The organism is Sphingomonas sp. (assembly GCF_026460985.1).
Classification (GTDB): domain Bacteria; phylum Pseudomonadota; class Alphaproteobacteria; order Sphingomonadales; family Sphingomonadaceae; genus Sphingomonas.
The window spans coordinates 22,038-40,883 of sequence record NZ_JAPKNM010000056.1 but is presented as its reverse complement, the minus strand read 5'-3'; the positions used below and the strand labels follow the sequence as shown (position 1 = coordinate 40,883).

At 67.2% G+C, this 18,846-nt stretch carries 21 protein-coding genes; 10 read left to right on the top strand and 11 right to left on the bottom strand.

From position 1 onward, the window contains the following. Nucleotides 1-53: 53 nt before the first annotated feature. On the top strand, nt 54-455 hold the full coding sequence (locus tag MT490_RS09295) for a DUF1761 domain-containing protein (protein ID WP_297386361.1): 402 nt from the start codon (nt 54-56) through the stop codon (nt 453-455). A gap of 2 nt (nt 456-457) precedes the next feature. Here MT490_RS09295 and MT490_RS09290 read toward each other — a convergent pair whose 3' ends face one another. The 4 genes from MT490_RS09290 to serS all read right to left on the bottom strand — a co-directional run bounded on the left by MT490_RS09290 (nt 458) and on the right by serS (nt 4,218). Continuing rightward, nucleotides 458-829 carry a DMT family protein gene (locus MT490_RS09290; RefSeq protein ID WP_297386358.1) on the bottom strand — a complete coding sequence of 124 codons (372 nt, stop codon included), beginning with the start codon at nt 827-829 and terminating at the stop codon, nt 458-460. Between the two features lie 61 nt (nt 830-890). Next, complete coding sequence (locus tag MT490_RS09285; protein WP_297386356.1) at nt 891-1,961, bottom strand: M23 family metallopeptidase; 1,071 nt, start codon at nt 1,959-1,961, stop codon at nt 891-893. Between the two features lie 48 nt (nt 1,962-2,009). Continuing rightward, on the bottom strand, nt 2,010-2,774 hold the full coding sequence (gene surE, locus MT490_RS09280) for a 5'/3'-nucleotidase SurE (protein WP_297386353.1): 765 nt from the start codon (nt 2,772-2,774) through the stop codon (nt 2,010-2,012). Between the two features lie 163 nt (nt 2,775-2,937). Further along, nucleotides 2,938-4,218: a serine--tRNA ligase gene (gene serS, locus MT490_RS09275; protein WP_297386351.1), complete on the bottom strand. Its 1,281-nt coding sequence runs from the start codon at nt 4,216-4,218 to the stop codon at nt 2,938-2,940. A gap of 88 nt (nt 4,219-4,306) precedes the next feature. Here serS and MT490_RS09270 point away from each other — a divergent pair, with 88 nt between their 5' ends. Beyond that, nucleotides 4,307-4,762 (top strand): host attachment family protein, encoded by a 456-nt coding sequence (locus MT490_RS09270; protein ID WP_297386348.1) that lies wholly within the window; start codon nt 4,307-4,309, stop codon nt 4,760-4,762. A gap of 78 nt (nt 4,763-4,840) precedes the next feature. Here the strand turns inward: MT490_RS09270 and MT490_RS09265 are convergent, their stop codons facing one another. Next, a complete protein-coding gene (locus MT490_RS09265; protein ID WP_297386345.1) occupies nt 4,841-5,698 on the bottom strand; it encodes a PEP-CTERM sorting domain-containing protein in 858 nt (285 codons plus the stop codon). Nucleotides 5,699-6,113: 415 nt separating this feature from the next. Here MT490_RS09265 and dksA point away from each other — a divergent pair, with 415 nt between their 5' ends. Both dksA and MT490_RS09255 read left to right on the top strand, forming a co-directional pair. Next, entirely contained in the window at nt 6,114-6,581 is a 468-nt protein-coding gene (gene dksA / locus MT490_RS09260; protein WP_297386343.1) for an RNA polymerase-binding protein DksA, read from the top strand. A gap of 110 nt (nt 6,582-6,691) precedes the next feature. Next, nucleotides 6,692-7,069, top strand: a complete 378-nt coding sequence (locus tag MT490_RS09255) for a PilZ domain-containing protein (protein WP_297386340.1) — start codon at nt 6,692-6,694, stop codon at nt 7,067-7,069. 87 nt (nt 7,070-7,156) lie between these two features. Here MT490_RS09255 and MT490_RS09250 read toward each other — a convergent pair whose 3' ends face one another. Next, complete coding sequence (locus tag MT490_RS09250) at nt 7,157-7,309, bottom strand: YdcH family protein (protein ID WP_297386338.1); 153 nt, start codon at nt 7,307-7,309, stop codon at nt 7,157-7,159. 160 nt (nt 7,310-7,469) lie between these two features. Here MT490_RS09250 and MT490_RS09245 point away from each other — a divergent pair, with 160 nt between their 5' ends. Further along, nucleotides 7,470-7,667 carry a DUF465 domain-containing protein gene (locus MT490_RS09245; protein ID WP_297386336.1) on the top strand — a complete coding sequence of 66 codons (198 nt, stop codon included), beginning with the start codon at nt 7,470-7,472 and terminating at the stop codon, nt 7,665-7,667. Between the two features lie 57 nt (nt 7,668-7,724). After that, the gene (locus tag MT490_RS09240; protein ID WP_297386334.1) at nt 7,725-8,198 is read left to right on the top strand and encodes a DUF1465 family protein; all 474 of its coding nucleotides are present in this window, start codon (nt 7,725-7,727) and stop codon (nt 8,196-8,198) included. A 170-nt stretch (nt 8,199-8,368) separates the two neighbouring features. On the opposite strand, the gene MT490_RS09235 is transcribed toward MT490_RS09240, so the two are convergent. From MT490_RS09235 to MT490_RS09225, 3 genes are all read right to left on the bottom strand, one after another. Beyond that, nucleotides 8,369-9,310 (bottom strand): nitronate monooxygenase family protein, encoded by a 942-nt coding sequence (locus tag MT490_RS09235; protein WP_297386331.1) that lies wholly within the window; start codon nt 9,308-9,310, stop codon nt 8,369-8,371. An 85-nt stretch (nt 9,311-9,395) separates the two neighbouring features. Continuing rightward, on the bottom strand, nt 9,396-9,920 hold the full coding sequence (locus MT490_RS09230; protein ID WP_297386329.1) for a gamma carbonic anhydrase family protein: 525 nt from the start codon (nt 9,918-9,920) through the stop codon (nt 9,396-9,398). 5 nt (nt 9,921-9,925) lie between these two features. After that, nucleotides 9,926-10,156 carry a hypothetical protein gene (locus MT490_RS09225; RefSeq protein WP_297386327.1) on the bottom strand — a complete coding sequence of 77 codons (231 nt, stop codon included), beginning with the start codon at nt 10,154-10,156 and terminating at the stop codon, nt 9,926-9,928. A gap of 169 nt (nt 10,157-10,325) precedes the next feature. Between MT490_RS09225 and MT490_RS09220 the strand changes: the two genes are divergently transcribed. The 4 genes from MT490_RS09220 (at nt 10,326) to MT490_RS09205 (ending at nt 14,199) form a co-directional block, all read left to right on the top strand. Beyond that, nucleotides 10,326-13,178 carry a TIM-barrel domain-containing protein gene (locus tag MT490_RS09220; RefSeq protein ID WP_297386325.1) on the top strand — a complete coding sequence of 951 codons (2,853 nt, stop codon included), beginning with the start codon at nt 10,326-10,328 and terminating at the stop codon, nt 13,176-13,178. Nucleotides 13,179-13,301: 123 nt separating this feature from the next. Continuing rightward, nucleotides 13,302-13,511, top strand: coding sequence for a hypothetical protein (locus MT490_RS09215; protein WP_297386323.1), 210 nt, complete (start codon nt 13,302-13,304; stop codon nt 13,509-13,511). Beyond that, nucleotides 13,508-13,891 (top strand): DUF1508 domain-containing protein, encoded by a 384-nt coding sequence (locus MT490_RS09210; protein ID WP_297386321.1) that lies wholly within the window; start codon nt 13,508-13,510, stop codon nt 13,889-13,891. Before MT490_RS09215 ends, MT490_RS09210 begins: the two co-directional genes overlap by 4 nt. A 131-nt stretch (nt 13,892-14,022) precedes the next feature. Continuing rightward, complete coding sequence (locus tag MT490_RS09205) at nt 14,023-14,199, top strand: hypothetical protein (protein WP_297386319.1); 177 nt, start codon at nt 14,023-14,025, stop codon at nt 14,197-14,199. A gap of 11 nt (nt 14,200-14,210) precedes the next feature. On the opposite strand, the gene MT490_RS09200 is transcribed toward MT490_RS09205, so the two are convergent. Then, nucleotides 14,211-15,647 carry an efflux transporter outer membrane subunit gene (locus MT490_RS09200; RefSeq protein WP_297386316.1) on the bottom strand — a complete coding sequence of 479 codons (1,437 nt, stop codon included), beginning with the start codon at nt 15,645-15,647 and terminating at the stop codon, nt 14,211-14,213. Continuing rightward, nucleotides 15,644-18,841 carry a multidrug efflux RND transporter permease subunit gene (locus MT490_RS09195; protein WP_297386315.1) on the bottom strand — a complete coding sequence of 1,066 codons (3,198 nt, stop codon included), beginning with the start codon at nt 18,839-18,841 and terminating at the stop codon, nt 15,644-15,646. Before MT490_RS09195 ends, MT490_RS09200 begins: the two co-directional genes overlap by 4 nt. Between the last annotated feature and the right edge of the window lie 5 nt (nt 18,842-18,846).

Genomic DNA, 18,846 nt, shown 5'->3' with positions numbered 1-18,846 from the left:
AGTCGGGGGTTTCCGGCGTAGCTTCACGTTCCTGAAGGATAGGGGAGGGAAGGATGCATTTCCATTGGCTTCCGATCGTGCTGGCGGCGCTCGCCGGCTTCCTCGTGGGCGGGCTTTGGTACGGGCCGCTGTTCGGCAAGGCGTGGATGAAGGCGCGCGGGATCACGCCTGAGAGCGCAAAGGAGGCCAACATGCCGCTGATCTTCGGCACGACCTTCCTGCTCAATCTCGTCGCCGCGTTCATGCTCGACCATCTCTATGCGACCTATGACGCGCCGGTGGGGCTGCACTATTCGCTGGTGATCGCGGCGATCATCGGAATCGGCTTCATCGCGACCTCGATCGGCGTGAACTACCTCTTCTCGCGCCAGCCGCGATCACTGTTCCTGATCGATGCCGGCTACTGGATCACGATCTACCTGGTGATGGGAGCGATCTTCGGGCTGCTGACCTGACCTCAGCCGACTGGCGCGCGGAACAGGAAGAAGGCCCCCGCCGCGATCAGCGCGAAGCCGATCAGATGGTTCACCGTGATCTTCTGCCCGAGATAGAGGACCGAGAAGACCGCGAACACCGCGAGGGTGATGACTTCCTGCATCCCCTTGAGCTGCGCGGCCGAGTAGATGTTGCTGCCCCAGCGATTGGCGGGGATGGCGAGGCAATATTCGAAGAAGGCGATACCCCAGCTCACCAGGATCACCGCGAGCAGCGGTTTGTCCTTGAACTTGAGGTGCCCGTACCAGGCGAAGGTCATCAGGATGTTCGAACCGATCAGCAACAGGATCGGCAGGGCGCGGGCGAGGAGGATCGGCATGCGCGCGACCAACATGTCCGCGGGGAAAGCGTCAAGCGCGAAAGCGGCACCGCCCGGCCGATGACGATCCGCGCCGTCAGCGTGATGTCAGTACGGGCAGCCTCGATACCGGATCAACCGGCGTGCGCCCCTGGCGGATCTCGAAATGGAGCTCGGGACGGTCGGCGAATCCCGAATTGCCGGAGAGCGCGATCATCTGGCCTTTCTTGACCGATTGGCCGCGCTGCACGAGCAATTGCCCGGCATGGCCGTAGACCGTGGTGGTGCTGTTGCCGTGCTTGACGATGACGAGTCCGCCCAATGCGGGAACGTCGCTGCCGACATAGGCGACGACGCCGTCGGCGGCGGCGAGCACCGGCGTGTCGAGCGGCACCGCGATCTTGATCCCGTCGTTGCGTTCGCCGCTCTTGCCCGGGCCGAAGCGCTTCACGACCGTGCCCTTGACCGGCCAGGCGAAGTTGCTGGCGACGCGCACGGTGGGCGCCGCGACCGGCGTGGTCGCGGGCAGGACGCGCGCCGAGGAGGCGGTGGGCCTGGCCGGCCTGGCGTTGGCCGCGAGCGCGGGCTGGCCGCCGGTGAGGATGTCGTCGATGTCGAGATGGAAGCGCGCGGCGCGCTCCTCGCGCGTCTCGGGCCCGGCGCTCGGGATCAGCAGGCGCTGGCCGGTGCGCAGGATATACGGTTCCTCTAGCGCATTGGTCGAGACGACACGAGACCAGGCGACGCTGTAGGCGCGGGCGATGGCGATGCCGGTCTCGCCGGCGCGGACGAGGTGGTAGCGGCCGCCCGGGATGGTGAGCCGTTGTCCGGGTTTGATGACGAAGGGCGCGACAAGGCCGTTGGTCCGCGCGATCGCCTCGGAGCCGGCGCCGGTCTTGATCGCGATCGAGCGGAGCGAATCGCCCGGCTGGACGACATAAGTCGTACTGGACACGAGCCTGGCATCGGCGGTGACGCGGCGCGCTTCCCAGGCGGGCGGCGGCGCAGGCAGCGCGCGCACGTCCTGGTCGAGCGAGCGCCGCTCGAACGATTCCTGTTGTCCATTTGGTTCCGGCGCAGCGTAACTGCCCGGTCCCCGTCCGGCCTCAGCCGGTATGCAGCCCGACATCACGACGACGCCGAACAGCAGTGCCCCCATCCGGCGCATTGCCAGCTCCCTAACCCCTTTAAAATTTAATAAGGGAAACGTGGGTGGTTAACAATAGACCGACTTGAGACTTTCCAGCGAGTTGCGGTGCGTCAGGTCGAGATGGAGCGGCGTCACGGTGACATAGCCCTGCTCGATCGCCTCCAGGTCGGTATCCGGATCGGGCGTGTGGGGAAGACGGCTCATCGCGAGCCAGTAATAAGGAAAGCCGCGCGGATCGACGCGCTTGTCGAGCCCGACCCGGCCATAATCGCGCAGGCCCTGCGCGACCGGCTTGATGCCCTTCACCGCTTCGGGCGGGACGGGCGGAAAGTTGATGTTGATCAGCGTCCGCGGCGCCCAGGGCGCGTCGAGCAAGGGCCGGAGTGTGCGTTCGCCCCAGGCCTCGGCGGTGTCGAAGGGGACCTTGTCGCCCATGCCGCTATGTTCGTAGCGCTGGCTGAGCGCGATCGAGCGGATGCCCGCGAGCGCGCCTTCCATCGCCGCCGAGACGGTGCCCGAATAGCTCACGTCCTCGCCGAGATTGCCGCCGCGATTGACGCCCGAGAGGACGAGATCGGGCGGCGAATCCTTCATCGCCTCGGCAAGCGCGAACATCACGCAATCGGTGGGCGTGCCGCGCACGGCATAGCGATTGTCGCCCAGCCGGCGGACGCGGAACGGCTCGGTGAGGGTGAGCGAGCGGCTCTTGCCCGATTGCTCCTCGGCGGGTGCGACCACGGTGATATCGTCGGAGATCGTCCGGGCGATGCGCTCGAGCACGGCAAGGCCGCGCGCATGGATGCCGTCGTCGTTGGTGAGGAGGATGCGCATCAGACCAATTCCTCCCCGAGCTCGCTCGGGGAGGGGGACCATCGCGCAGCGATGGTGGAGGGGCCGCCGGCGTAGACGGCGGTTTCACCGCCACCCCTCCACCCCGCCCTGCGGGCGCGGTCCCCCTCCCCGAGACAAGCTCGGGGAGGAATTGAAGCGGCGCTCACGCCCTCGGCTCCAGGCGATTCAGCCCGCCCAGATAGGGCTGCAACACTGCGGGCACCGCGACCGAACCGTCTTCCTGCTGGTAGTTCTCCACCACGGCGACCAGCGTCCGCCCCACCGCGAGACCCGAGCCGTTGAGCGTATGGACGAAGCGCGTCGCTTTTTCGCCCTCGGGGCGGTAGCGCGCGTTCATGCGGCGGGCCTGGAAGTCGGTGCAGGTCGAGCAGGACGAGATCTCGCGATAGCGCGCCTGGCCGGGCAGCCAAACTTCGAGGTCGTAAGTGCGCGCGGCGGAGAAGCCCATGTCGCCGGTGCAGAGCTTCATCCGGCGGAAGGCGAGGCCGAGCTTTTCGAGGATGTCCTCGGCGCAGGCGGTCATCCGTTCGTGCTCCGCCTCGGACTGGTCCGGCGTGGTGATCGAGACCATCTCGACCTTCTCGAACTGGTGCTGGCGGATATAGCCGCGCGTGTCGCGCCCGGCCGAGCCCGCTTCCGAGCGGAAGCAGGGCGAGAGCGCGGTGAAGCGCAGCGGCAGCGCCTCTCCGGAGAGGATCTGCTCGCGCACGCTGTTGGTGAGGCTGACCTCGGAGGTAGGGATCAGCCAGCGGCCGTCGCTGGTCTGGAAGCTGTCCTCGGCGAATTTGGGGAGCTGGCCGGTGCCGAACATGGTCTCGCCGCGCACGAGCAGCGGGACGACGGTCTCCTCATAGCCGTGCTCGCGGGTGAGCGTGTCGAGCATGAACTGGCCGAGCGCGCGGTGCAGGCGCGCCGCGGCGCCGCGCACGAAGGTGAAGCGCGAGCCCGAGAGCAAGGCGCCGGTCTCGAAATCCAGGCCCAGCGCGGGGCCGATCGCGTCATGCTCCCTGGCCTCGAACGCGAAGGTCGGCGGGGTGCCGCGCGTGTGGACCAGCGCATTGTCGTCCTCGTCGGCCCCTTCGGGCACGTCGGCGAGGGGGAGGTTGGGGATTGCGGCGAGACGGCCGTCCAGTTCCTCGCCCAGCGCCTTTTCCTCGGCCTCGAGCGCGGGGAGCCGCTCCTTGAGCGTCGCAACCTCGGCCATCAGCGCCGCCGCGCCCGCTTCGTCCTTCTGGGCCTTGGCCGCGCCGATCGCCTTCGAGGCTTCGTTGCGGCGCGCCTGGCCCGTCTGGAGCTCGGTGATCAGCGCGCGGCGCTTCTCGTCGAGCGCGGCGAGCGTTTCGGCCTGCGGCTCCAGCCCGCGCTTGGCCAGGCCGGCGTCGAAGGCTGCGGGGTTTTCGCGGATGAACCGGATGTCGTGCATGGCCGGGCGTATGGCTGGGCGCGCCGAACCGCGCAACCCTGACCCGCGCGGCTGCGTTGAACGTGCAATGCAACAAAGGAGATGAGCGATGCTGGTTCCGCACGATACGGTCGTGGTGGTCGCGGATGGCCGGAAGATGCTGTTCCTCAGGAACGAAGGCGATGCCTTCCATCCCAATTTGCAGGTCGAGAAGAAGGTGGTCGACAAACACAATCCCGACCATAACCAGCAGGCGACCGACCTGGCCGGCGGAGCGATGGGCACGCGCACCGCGGGCGCGCAATGGGGCGCCGGCAACATGGAGGAGGTGGATTTCCACCAGTTGGAGGAAGATCGCTTCGCCGCCGAGACCGCCGAACTGCTCAAGAAGCGCGCGCTCGCCAACGATTTCGAGTCGCTGATCATCGTCGCCCCGCCCAGGACGCTGGGCGAGCTCCGGAAACATTATCACAAGGAAGTGAGCGACCGGCTGAAGGCCGAGATCGACAAGAACCTGACCGGGCACACCGTGCCGCAGATCGAGGCGTTGCTCCAGGCGGAATGATGCCGTCGCCCCGGCGAAAGCCGGGGCCTCTGGCGGGGCGGTTGCGGCAGGCGATCCCGGCTTTCGCCGGGATGACGTTCAGGCCTTCTTCTTGCCGAAGCGCTTGCGCGCGACCAGCGCCGCCGCGGCGCCGCCGAACAGCAGGATCATCGGCGGAGCGGGGACGGGCTCGGGGCCGCCCGACGAGCCGCTCGATCCGTGATGGCCGCTCGAACCGCCGCAATGCTTGCCCCATTTGCAGCCCCAGCTGCTCGAGGTGCTCCAGCCGCTCGAAGTGCTCCAATTGCCGCTCGACGACGAGGTGCTCGACGAGGTCGAGGACGAGGTGGACGAGGAAGTGGAGGACGAAGTCGACGAGCTGACGCCGCTCGACGTGGACGAGGAGGTCGAGGAGCCGCCGGTCGAGGTGCTGGTCGAGGAACCGCCCGTCGAAGTACTGGTCGAGGAACCGCCGCTCGACGTGCTCGACGAGACGCCGCTCGAGGTCGAGACGTTGCCGCTGCTGCTCGAGATCTCGATGTTGATGCCGCTGCTGCTGCCCGAGCTGCTTCCGGAGCTGCCGAAGAAGCCGCCGGCGAAGAAGCCGCCGCCGAAGCCGCCATAGCCGCCCGAGCCACCGACCACGCCGGCCGCCGCGCCGCCGCCTGCCGCGACCACCGGCATCTCGCGCGGGGGAAGGGGGATGGGCGCGCCCTGCGCTGCCAGGACGACGACCTGGGGCGGATCCTGGGTCGTGGTGGTGGTCACGCGGCGGACGAGCTTCTTCCGCACGGGCCCCACCGCCGCCTTGCGGATGACGCGCTTCTTCGCGACCGTATATTGCTCGACCACGCTGGGTTGTGTGACGCGCTCCACCGCATAGACGCCGCTGCCGCCGACGACGGCACCGCCACAGGCACATGCGCAGAGTTTCGCCAAAGCCATGCGAACCGACATGATGTCCCACTCTTCCTGTTGCTGGCGCTCGCTCCCCACGGAACCATCAGCAGCTTCTGCGCCGTCAATGAGGAGGAAACGCAAAACAAACTATTAAGCGCAAGCCAAACGAGCGCCATTTACCCTGTTCCAGGCCTGTTTTTTTGCGTCGGCGCGCAGAGCTTATGGTTAATGTGCGGTTTCGGTACGGTTCGCGCGTGGGCCGCGTCGTTACTTGTTAAGGAACATGGTTAATGAGAGACGCTCTGCGGTTGTTGTTCAGCCGTCGCTAATTTCCTCCATGTTACCGGGGATTAGGCAGCGCGGCTGTCATAATGACACGCTTGTTAATGTGTTCTCGCGCAAGTATAGGGCGTGCGGGCAAAAGCAGTCATCCAGCGGCTTGGCCACTGGGTGACCGGTGTGGAGAGTGGGGATGGCTACGGTTTTGGAACGCTCCGAAGAACCCGGAAAACCTTTTCCGCCGGCCGCCAATGACGGCGACGACGGATATCGGCCGAGCAACGACGAACCCTTCATGAACCCGCGGCAGCAGGAGTATTTCCGCGAGAAGCTGCTGGGCTGGAAGGACGCGATCTACCGCGAGGCGGCGGGCACCCTCAACCAGCTGCAGACCGATTCGCTGCGCGAGGCCGATCTCACCGATCGCGCGTCGAGCGAGACCGACTGGTCGATCGAGCTGCGCACTCGCGACCGCCAGCGCAAGCTCATCTCCAAGATCGACGCGGCGCTGCGCCGGATCGACGAGGGCGAATATGGCTATTGCGAAGTGACTGGCGAGCCGATCTCGCTCGCCCGGCTCGAGGCGCGGCCGATCGCGACGATGACGGTCGAGGCGCAGGAGCGCCACGAGCGCAACGAGAAGGTCTCGCGCGACGAATAGCCTTCCGGGGGCGCCGCGCGATTTTTGCCCGGCTGTCCCCAAATTTACGCTTTCGTCAGGGATTGCTGCTCTAGTGCGCGCAATTCAAATCTTGCGTTCGGGCAGCTCCGATGGACCAGTTCTCTACCGATTCCGTGCATGCGCTCTCGGCCGATGACTTCACCGGTCAGCGCAGCGGCTCGCGCGACAGCTTGCTGCTGACGGCGCAGTTCCGCGTCGCCGGCGACGACAATGTCGCGCAGGTGCGCGTGCGCAATCTTTCCTCGGGCGGCCTCATGGCGGAATATGCCGCACCTGTCGAAACCGGCACTCCGGTCGAGATCGAAGTGCGCGGCGTCGGTTGGGTGAAGGGCCGGATCGCCTGGGCGACCGACGGCCGCGTCGGCGTGGCCTTCGATATCGAGATCGATCCGATGCTGGCGCGCAAGCCGGTCGGCAACGGCACGCGCACGCCGCAATTCGCGAAGCCGGCCATCACGCGGCGCTGACGCCGCTTCCGCCGGAATAATATCCGGCGGTCGCAGGAGGTGCGGCCCCGAGACCACACCCCCGCAACAATGCGCCAGATCGTCGCTCTAGCGGCTGAGCTCCTCCTTGACGCGCAACTTCCGCTTCTTCAATTCCGCTATCAGCATCTGGTCGGGAAGGGGCCGCTGCGACTCGGCGGCGATCCGTTGATCCAGGGTCGAATGCTTGGCGTTGAGTGCCGCGAAATGCGCGTTCTGCATGGAAGCGTTCCTCCTTCGATAAGCGCCGGGGGAAGCCAATAAATCACCTTTCGCAATGCTTGTCGCCCCCGTATTTGGTGCAATCGACGGCCTGCGGAAAAGACGCGATGGTCCGTTGCGGGTTTCGAGTCCGGCAGTGATAGTGCGTAGAGGGGCGGGGATGGACGAGAGCGAGATCCAGAAGCAGCTCGAAGCCCTGCGAACCGAGCATCGCGACCTCGACGCGGCGATCGACGCGCTGCGCCGCACCGGCACTGCGGACCAGCTCCAGCTCGCGCGGCTCAAGAAGCGCAAGCTGCGCCTGCGCGACGAGATCACGCAGCTCGAGGACCATCTGATCCCCGACATCATCGCCTGATCCTCCCGCGCCGGGACCGAATGCCGCGATTTTAAGCATTCAACTCGCGCGTCCGATATGGCACTTCTTTACGCGATGACGGAGCAGGCAACGACGATCCACCGACGGCTGGTCGACTCGCTCTATGTCGAGGCGATGCTGCTGGCTGACGAGGCGCGCGCCTATTTCGACGTGGTGGGCCGTGCCGAGCGCGACTCGCTCGAGGCGCTGAGCCGCGTCACCTTCTCCTGCGAGTCGCTCAAGGTGACGACGCGGCTGATGCACATCATCGCCTGGCTGCTCACCCAGCGCGCGGTCGAGGCGGGCGAGCTCGCCCCTGGCGACGCGCTGTCGCCGTCGCGGCGGCTGGGGGAGGCGCCCGAGACCGAGGCGGCGACGCTCGACACGATGCCGGTACAGGCGCGGACGATCATCGCGACGAGCATCGAGCTGCACCGCCGGGTCGCGCGCCTCGATGCGTCGCTCGACGAACCGATGACGGAGGCTAGCCCCGCCCGTCGGATGCTCGAAAGGCTCTCCGCTTCGTTCTAGGGCGGATCGACATTCGACCCTCAATCCTCCGCCGCCAGGGGGAGGTGGCGCCGAAGGCGTCGGAGGGGGAGGTAAGCAGTGCCCTCTCCAATGGAGCCCAGTGATTCCGCCCCCTCCGTCACGCTGAGCGTGCCACCTCCCCCTGGCGGGGGAGGATTGAAAGCCCGCGCTCAGCGCAGCGCGGCCCTCGCGGCCTCGTATTCGCGCTTCAGCCGCTCGATCTTGACCGCGGCGGGCTCGACGGCGGTGACTGCGCCGATGCCCTGGCCCGATCCCCAGATTTCCTTCCACGCCTTGGCGCCGCCGAAGTTCATCGCGCTGGGATCGCTTTCGGGCAGCTTGTCGGGATCGAGCCCTGCCGCGACGATCGAACTGCGCAGGTAATTGCCGTGCACCCCGGTGAAGAGGTTCGAATAGACGATGTCGGCCGCCCGGCCTTCGACGATGCCCTGCTTGTAGGCGTCGACGGCATTGGCTTCGTCGGTCGCGATGAAGGGCGAGCCGATATAGGCGAGGTCGGCGCCCATCACCTGCGCGGCGAGCACCGCGCGGCCGGTGGCGATCGCGCCCGACAGGATCAGCGGTCCGTCGAACCATTCGCGGACTTCCTGGACGAAGGCGAAGGGGTTGAGCACGCCCGCATGACCGCCCGCGCCGGTGGCGACGAGGATCAGCCCGTCGGCGCCCTTCTCGATCGCCTTGTGCGCGAAGCGGTCGTCGATCACGTCGTGGAGCGTGATTCCGCCCCAGCTGTGCACCGCCTGGTTGAGCTCGGGCCGCGCGCCGAGCGAGGTGATCACGATCGGCACCTTCCACTTGGCGCAGGTGTGGAGGTCCGCCTCGAGCCGGTCGTTCGAGCGGTGGACGATCTGGTTGACCGCGAAGGGGGCGGCGGGCGCATCGGGATTGGCACGATCCCAGGCGGCGAGTTCCTCGGTGATGCGGTGGAGCCATTCGTCAAGCAGGCTCTGCGGGCGCGCGTTGAGCGCCGGGAAGGATCCGACGATCCCCGCCTTGCACTGCGCGATCACCAGATCGGGCACCGAGATGATGAACAGCGGCGAGCCGATGACGGGAAGCCGGAGGCGATCGAACAGCGGGGGAAGGGCCATGGACCGGTTTTGTAGCGAAACCGAGTTGCCTGTCTATCCCGTCGCCGGCGACGCTACGGCAGGGCCGGTCCTGTAGGAGCCAGGTTCAATCGACTCGGCGAAGGCCCTGCGCATAGTCGCGCTGCTTGGCCGCGTAGAGCGCCGCGGACGCCTTGAGCATCGCCTTCTGCATGTCGTCGAGCGGGCGGATCGCCTTGGCCGGCGAACCGACGATCAGATGGCCGGGCGGGAAGGTCTTGCCCTCGGTGACCAAGGCGCCGGCGCCGACGAGACAATCCTCGCCGATCACGGCGCGGTTGAGGATGGTGGCGCCCATGCCGATCAGCGTGCGGTCGCCGATCGTGCAGCCGTGGAGGATGGCGTGGTGGCCGACGGTGACGTCCTCGCCCAAGGTGCACGGCGCGCCGGGATCCGAATGGAGCATCGCGCTGTCCTGGACGTTGGTGCGCGCGCCTACGGTGATGGGCGTGTTGTCGGCGCGGATCACGGCGCCGAACCAGACGCTGGCCAGTTCGGCGAGATGCACGTCGCCGATCAGATCGGCACTCGGCGCGACCCAGGCATCCGGAGCGATTTGAGGCTTGTGGCCGCCTATCGCGTAGAGCGGCATCCGCTTCAGAAGATCGATGCGTCGAAGCTGGCTGGGAGCGGCATCTGCAGCCCCAGCGCCACGGCAAGCGCGACCGCGCCCATCAGGATCGCGAGCGTCGAGGACAGCGAAAAGAGGCCCCAGCCGACCATCGTGACCATCTGGGGGTTGGGCCGCTGCGCGCGCTGGTTGCGCTGCATGGCGAAAAGCACGAACATCGCCAGCAAGGCATATACGAAAATGAAGAACTCGGTCATTCCATCCACCCGCTTTGTCCCCGCAACGGGTTAGCGGGACAGGGTTGGCGCATCAATGCCGGGATTCTGCGGATCGCCGCATTGCAGCAAGGACTTACCGCGAAAAGCGGCCCGCTGGACGGCTGGTGTGAAAATAGATAGCATATGTGAAAATGCTGGGGAGGTGGACTTGAGGAACTTGCTGGGGGTGGCGGCGCTGGCCGCCTTGCTCATGTCGGGCACGGCGCTGGCGTCCGAGGTGGAGCGGGTGCCGCACGGCGTGGTGGTGACGCCGGACCAGGGCGCGGCCAAGCGGGTCAGGGTGCTCGCTTATGGCGACGCCTCCTTCCGGGTGACCGCGGTGCCGGCGAGCGAGCTCAACCTGCCCAAGAGCCTGATGGTGACCGCGGAGGCGGCGGGCGACCCGGTGATCACCGAGGCCGAGGGGCTGGTGACGCTCAAGCTGCCCAAGGTGACCGCCGAGATCCGGCTTTCCGACGGCCGCGTCCAGTTCCGCGACGCGGCGGGCAAGCCGGTGCTCGCCGAGGAAGCGCGGCGGCGATTCACTGCGACCACCGCCGACGGCAAGCCCTTCCTTGCCACCGAGCAGCAGTTCAACCGCGGTACCGACGAGGGGTTCTACGGGCTCGGCCAGCACCAGAACCGGCAGATGAACTATAACGGCGAGGACGTCGAACTCGCCCAGCACAATATGGACATCGCGATCCCCTTCCTGGTGTCGACGCGCAATTACGGGCTGCTCTGGGACAACAACTCGATCACCCGCTTCGGCAATCCGGTGCCCTATGCGCATGTCGGGCAGGGGCTGAAGGTGACGAGCGGCGGCAAGCCGGGCTGGAAGGCGGATTACTTCCTCGGCGACAAGCTCGCGGTGAGCCGGCAGGAGCCGTTCATCGACTATCAGTTCATCAAGGACCAGAAGAACTGGCCCGCCGCCGCCAAGGCGCAGACCGTCGCCTCGCCGCAGAGCGGGCAGAACACCGCGGGCGTGGTGGTCGGCAAGCAGAGCGTGGTGTGGACCGGCAGCGTCACGCCCGACAAGACCGGCACCCACAAGTTCCGGCTCTATTCGTCGAGCTATGTGAAGGTCTTCGCCGACGGCAAGGAAGTGCTGTCGCGCTGGCGGCAGAACTGGAACCCCTGGTTCCATAATTTCGAGCTGCCGATGACCGCGGGCAAGCCGGTCGAGCTGCGCATTGAATGGGAGCCCAATGCGGGCTATCTCGCACTCTTCCACTCGGATCCGCTGCCCAAGCCCGACCGCAACTCGCTGTGGCTGTCGTCGGACGTCGGCCGGTCGATCGACTATTATTATGTCGGCGGCCGCGACATGGACGAAGTGATCGCGGGCTATCGCGGGCTCACCGGCAAGGCCGAGATGATGCCCAATTGGGCCTATGGCTTCTGGCAGAGCCGCCAGCGCTACGAGATGCAGGAACAACTGCTCTCGGTCGTGCGCGAATATCGCAAGCGCCGGATCCCGATCGACAATATCGTCGAGGACTGGTTCTACTGGCCCGAGGACCAATGGGGCTGCCATTGCTTCGACGCGAAGCGATTCCCCGATCCGGTGACGATGGTCAACGAGGCGCACGCCCTCAACACCCGTGTGATGATCTCGGTCTGGCCCAAATTCTATCCGAACACCGAGAACGCGCGGGAGCTGATGGCCAAGGGGCATCTCTATCTCGGCAACCTCAAGGCGAAGGAGAAGGACTGGGTCGGGCCCGGCTATGAGAATACCGACTATGATCCCTATTCGCCCGAGGCGCGTGCGATCTATTTCCGGCAGATGAAGGAAGGGCTGGTCGACAAGGGGTTCGACGCGTGGTGGATGGACGCGACCGAGCCCGACATCCATTCCAACCTCTCGATCGAGCAGCGCATCGACCGGATGGGGCCGACCGCGCAGGGGCCGGCCGTCTCGTTCTTCAACAGCTTCCCGCTCGTCCATGCCGAGGGCGTCGCCGACGGCCTGCGCGAGGCGCAGCCCGACAAGCGGCCGTTCATCCTGACGCGCTCGGGCTTCGGCGGCATCCAGCGGGCCAGTTCGGCGCTCTGGTCGGGCGACGTCACTTCGCGCTGGGACGATCTGCGCGACCAGATCTCGGCGGGCGTCAACCTGTCGATGTCGGGCGTGCCCAACTGGACGCACGATATCGGCGGCTTCGCGCTCGAGGACCGCTATACCAACCAGGAGCCGGCGCACGTCGCCGAATGGCGCGAGCTCAACCTGCGCTGGTTCCAGTTCGGCGCCTTCTCGCCCTTGTTCCGCAGCCATGGCGAGACGCCCAAGCGCGAGATCTTCGAGATCGCCGCGGGCGACCAGGCGATGTACGATTCGATGGTCTGGTACGACCAGCTCCGCTACCGGCTGATGCCCTATATCTACACCATCGCCGCCGACACCTGGCACAAGGACGGCACGATGATGCGCGGGCTGGTGATGGACTTCCCGGCCGATCGCAGGACGTGGAACGTCGACGACGCGTACATGTTTGGCCCGGCCTTCCTGGTCGCGCCGGTTACTGCGTTCAACGCCCGCACCCGCGACGTCTATCTCCCCGCCGGCGCCGGCTGGTACGATTTCGCCACCGGCGCCTTCCATAAGGGCGGGCAGATGATCCAGGCGGCCGCGCCGCGCGAGCGCATGCCGCTGTTCGTCCGTGCGGGATCGATCGTGCCGACCGGCGCGGCGATCCAGCATGTCGGCGAGCAGCCCGACGGGCCGATCGTGCTCCACGTCTTCACCGGCGCGGACGGGGCCTTCTCGCTCTACGAGGATGATGGCACCAGCCCGGCCTACAAGCAGGGCAAGTTCGCGCGCGTGCCGGTGACGTGGAACGAGGCGGCGGGCACGCTGACGATCGGCGCTCGCGAGGGCGGCTATGACGGCATGGCGGGCAAGCGCGCGATCTCGGTGCGCTTCTACGGCCCCGGCCGGGCCGTCGCGCCGGACTTCGCGGAATCGGCGCAGAGCTTCGTCTATGAAGGGAAGGCGATCACCGTGCGGCGGCCCTGAAGGGGCGCTGGGGGGCTGGTAAAAGCGCCCCTCGCACCCCATATCCGACTCATCGCGCCGACCGTCGTTCGAGCAAGGCGCGACTGAGAGATGCTTGCGCTCCCGCTCCGACGGGAGATTTGCATGTCGCGCGCAATCAACATCGATGCCGATCGGGCTGACGTCATTGCGATGGCGGCGAAGCACAATGCCGCGATCAGTGCGATCGAGCCGCTCCACCCCAATGGCACGCGCGTCGTGCTCATGAACGCCGACGGCGCCAGAGCGGTCGCCAAGGCGTTCGGCGCGCGCGTGCTGACCGGCGCCGTCACGCGCACCCGGCTACGGCCGTGAGCCCCTTTTCGGGCGACCGGCCATCCACGGGCGAGGGCGCTTCGTCGGTCGAGCGCATCCGGCCGCCGCGTCGGCTTCGGGATACGATTCCGCGCCTGTCGCCGGACCGCAGCGAACCGGAAAGCCGGACCGCCTGCCCGGAACAGGATCTTCGCCCCGGCAACGAGGCCTATTTCGAGATCTACCGCGCTGAATGCGTAATGCTCACGTCGATCCTGTTCTCGGGCGAGGATTGGCGCTGGCGATTCTGTTCGAGCGCGGGGCTCACCGTCGCTTCGGGAAGCGGCTTCCGCACCGAAGGAGAATGCACCGCGGCGGTCGACGCGTTGCGCAGGGGCGCTGGAACCGCGCGCGTTCGGGGGACTCCCGTGCGCAACTGAATTCGCTTCGCGTTCGATCGCGCTCCGCAATTCCGCCGAAAAGGACCTTCGCCATTCCCCCATCATCGGCCCTGTGCCGCGCTCAGGAAGCGCTCCAGCGCGCCCGCGCGTCGTCTTCGACCCTCGACAGCGTGCGTCTTCAGGCCGAGGCAGCGGCAGCAGCCTGGGCCAAGGAGGCAGCCGCCGCCGAGCATCGCGAGCAGCGCAAGCGCCGCACCGCTGCGACACGCAATGTACTGCGCGAACGCGCGGTGGAGGAAGAGCGTGGCTTCAGCGAGAACCCCGACCGCGGACTCGCCGATGCCTGACCTGATGGCCGCTAGCCGCCGGCGGGCTCGCGCCGCACCGGTGCCGGTGCCTTCTCCCAACCGCCGCCGAGCGCGTTGAACAACGCGACCTGGGCTTCGGCGAGCGCGGAGTTGGACTGCGCCAGCGTCGCCCGGGCGCTGGCCCGGTCGCGCTCGGCATCGATCCGCTGGAGCAGGGTGTCGCGGCCCGCGGTGAAGCGCAGCCCGGCGATCCGCGCGGCGTTGCTCGCGGCGGCCTCGGCGCGGCGCAGCGCGACGTTGCGCTCGATCTCGCCCGAATAGCGGGCCAGCGCCTGCTCGACTTCGCGCAGCGCCGTCAGCACCGTGCCGTCGAAGCTGGCGAGCGAACCTTCCGACGTTGCCTCGGCCTGGCGGAGGCGGGCACGGGCCTGGCCCATGTTCGGGAAGCTCCAGCTGATCAGCGGCCCGAGCGAGAAGTTGAACGAGTCGGACTTGGCGAGCTGGCCGATATCCTGCGCGCCGAGCGAGACCGAGCCGAGCAGCTGGATCGAGGGGTAGAGCGCCGCGGTGGCGACGCCGACGCGCGCGGTGTCGGCGGCGAGCGTACGCTCGGCCTGGCGGACATCGGGGCGGCGGGCGAGCAGCGCATTGCCGTCGCCGACAGGGATCAGGCCGCTGACCTGCGGAGGCACGGTGCATTGCTCCGCGGCGTCGTCGGTCTCGGACGGCGGGCGCCCGGTGAGCGTGGCGAGCGCATAAAGCGCCGCGCGGCGCTCGGCCTCGAACTGGGGAACCTGCGCGCGGGCGTTCTCGGCGAGGACCAAAGCCTGGTCGACGTCGCGCTGGGTGCCGCGTCCGGCCTGGAGCAGCCGGCGGGTGAGATCGAGCGTCTGGTCCTGGAGCTGCGCCGTCTCGCGCGCGACCGCTGCCTGCGCCGCGAAGCCGCAAGCCTGGGCATAGACGCGCGCGGTCTCGGCGGCGACCGCGATGCGCGCCGCGTCGAGCCCGGCCTGCGCCGCGGCGACATCGCCGCGTGCCGCTTCGATCGAACGCGAGACCTGGCCGAACAGGTCGACCTGGTACCCCGCGTCGAGCCCGATCTGGAAGAAGTCGAACTCGGCGCTCTGCGCGCCCGGGATGTTGCTCGAGTTCGCGCCGGCCCGCTGACGGTTGTAGCGGGCGCTGAGATCGGTGGTCGGCAGCCGCTGGTTGCGCGCCTCGGAGAGCAAGGCGCGCACGCGGCGCAGATTGGCCGCGGCGACGCGGATGTCGGTGTTGTGCGCCAGCGCGTCGACGACGAGCCGGTCGAGCGCGGGATCGCGGAACAGCCGCCACCATTCGCCCTCGACCGCCCCGGCCGACACCTTGGTGACGCCCGGATCGACGAACGCCCCCGCCACGGCCTGCGGCGTTTCGGGGCGCCGATAGTCGGGGCCGACGGCGCAGGCGGAGAGCAGTCCCGCGGCGAGAAGGGTCAGGCGCTTCATGCCGTGGCCTCCGGCTCGGGCGCAGGGGGCGTTTGGGGCTTGCGCGAGAAGCGCTCCCGTTGCCGGTGTCCCCAATCGGCGAGCTTGCGCGTCATGACGTAGAAGGCCGGGGTGAAGAGCAGGCCGAAGAAGGTCACGCCGATCATCCCGAAAAACACCGCGACGCCCAGCGCCTGGCGGAGCTCCGCCGCCGCGCCGGTCGCGATCACCAGCGGCAGCACGCCGAGGATGAAGGCGATCGAGGTCATGATGATCGGCCGCATGCGCTGATGCGCCGCCTGTTCGGCCGCGGCGCGCGGATCGAGCCCCTGATCCTCTTCGCCCTGCCGCGCGAACTCGACGATCAGGATCGCGTTCTTGGCGGCGAGGCCGATCAGCACGACGAGGCCGATCTGGGTCAGGATGTTGTTGTCCATGCCCATCAGGTTCACGCCGAGGATCGCCGCGAGCAGGCACATCGGCACGATCAGGATCACTGCCAGCGGCAGCACCAGGCTCTCGTAGAGTGCGGCGAGCAACAGGAAGACGAACACCACGGCGAGGCCGAACGCGATCAGGCCGGTATTGCCCGCCTGGCGCTGCTCGAACGCCAGCTCGGTCCATTCGAAGCCCATCCCCTTGGGCAGGGTCTGGTTGGCGAGCGCCTCCATCGAATCGAGCGACTGGCCGGTCGAATAGCCAGGCTTGGTGTCGCCCATCAGCTCGGCCGCGGGGTAGAGATTGTAGCGCACGACGCGATACGGGCCGCTGTCGTTCTTCAGCGCCATCACCGCGCTCATCGGCACCATCTCGCCTGAGGCGGAGCGCGTCTTGAGCGTCTGGATGTCGGACGCGTCGTCGCGATAGGGCGCGTCGGCTTGTGCCGTCACGCGGAAGGTGCGGCCGAGATAGTTGAAGTCGTTGACATAGGCTGAGCCCAGATAGGAGCCGAGCGTCGAATAGATGTTCGCCACCGGCACGCCCATCCGTTCGGCGCGCTCGCGATCGACCTCGGCGGTCAGGCGCGGGGTTCCGGTGTTGAACAGCGAGAATGCGCCGGCGACGCCCTCTGCCTGGTTCGCCCCCATCATCATCGCCATCGATGCCTGCGCCAGCGCCTGATAGCCCTGACCGCTGCGGTCCTGGATCATCATCTTGAAGCCGCCGCCGGTGCCGATGCCCGGCACGGGCGGCGGCGCGATCACCATGATGTCGCCACCCTTGATCCCGGCGAGCGCCGGGTAGAGCGCCTGCTGGATCTCGTCGGCGCTCTGCTTGCGATCGGCATGCGGCTTCAGCGCGAAGAAGACCACGCCGGCATTCGGCGCCGTCGAGAAGCTCGCGCCGTCGAGCCCGGCGAAGCCGATCGAGGTCTGGACGCCCTCGAGCTTCATCGATTCCCTAATCGTCTCGCGCACCACGGCATCGGTCCGCTGGAGCGACGAGCCGGGCGGAAGCGAGACGACGCCGATCAGATAGCCCTGATCCTGCGGCGGGATGAAGCCGCTGGGCGTCGCGGTGAAACGCCAGCCGACGACGAAGATCAACGCGACATAGACCACGCCGACGAGCACCAGCATCCGCACCAGCCGCGCGGTGAGGCGGCTGTATTTTTGCGAGAGCCATTTGAAGCTGTCGTTGAACTTCCGGCCCAGCCGCCCGGGCAGCCCGAGCAAGCCGGGTCTCGGCTGCTTGTCATGCTCGGGCTTCTTGAGCACCAGCGCGCAGAGCGCCGGCGAGAGCGTCAGCGAGACGAAGGCCGAAATGATCGTCGCCGAGGCGATGGTGATCGCGAACTGCTGGTAGAAGGCGCCCGAGATGCCCGGGATGAACATCGTCGGGATGAACACGCCGACGAGCACGAGCGAGATCGCGACGATCGCGCCCGACACCTCGTCCATCGTCTTGTGCGCCGCTTCGCGCGGACTGATGTCTTCCTCTTCCATCAGGCGCTCGACATTCTCGACCACGACGATCGCGTCGTCGACGACGATGCCGATCGCGAGGACGAGTCCGAACAGCGACAATGTGTTGAGCGAATAGCCGAAGGCGAGCAGCACGGCGAAGGCGCCGACCAGCGACACCGGGATCGCGATGATCGGGATCAGCGCGGTCCGCCAGCTCTGAAGGAAGATCAGCACCACCAGCACGACGAGGATCAATGCCTCGATCAGCGTGTGCTCGACCGCGCTGATCGATTCGGCGATATATTCGGTCGGGTTGTAGTCGATCGAATATTTGACCCCCGGCGGGAAGCTCTTGGCGAGCTCGTCGAGCTCGGCCTTGACCGCGTCCGCGGTCGCGAGCGCGTTCGATCCCGGCATCTGGAAGATGCCCATGCCGACCGCGCTCTTCGGGCCCAGATAGCCGTTGAAATTATAGTCCTGCGCGCCGAGCTCGACGCGGGCGACGTCGCGAAGGAAGGTCAGCCGGCCGTCGGTGTCGCGCCGGATCACGACCTGGCCGAATTCTTCGGGCGAGGTGAGGCGTCCCTGCGCCTGCACGCCCAGCTCGAAGGCGGGGCTGGCCTTGCCGAAGGGTGGCTGGCCTACGGAGCCCGCGGCGACCTGCACACTTTGGGCGCGGATCGCGTTGACTACTTCGTCCACGGTAAGATTGCGTGCGGCGGCAAGGCCCGGATCGATCCACACGCGCATGTTGTAGTCACGGCCGCCGAATGCCTGCGCCTGGCCGACGCCGGGCACGCGCGCGATGCGGTCGAGCACCTGCAGCGTGACGTAATTCGAGATATACTGGATATCGACGCTGTTGTCGGGCGAAGTGAAGAACACCACCATCAGGAAGTCAGGCGAGTTCTTGTTCACCGTGATGCCCAGACGGCGCACGTCCTCTGGCAGGCGCGGCTCGGCCTGCTGAACACGGTTCTGCACCAGCACCTGCGCCTGATCGACGTCGGTGCCCTGCTTGAAGCTGATCGTGATCTGCGTCTGGCCGTTGCCGGTCGACGACGAGGTCATGTAGATCATGTTCTCGACGCCGTTGATCGCCTGCTCCAGCGGCGCGGCGACCGTTTCCGCCAGCGTCTCGGCGCTCGCGCCCGGGAAGGTGGCGGTCACCACCACCGTCGGCGGCGCGATGCTCGGATATTGCGCGATCGGGAGCGACGGATAGGCGATCGCGCCGATGATCACGATCAGGATCGAGAGCACCGCCGCGAAGATCGGCCGCTCGATGAAGAAGTGGGGGAACTTCATGATGC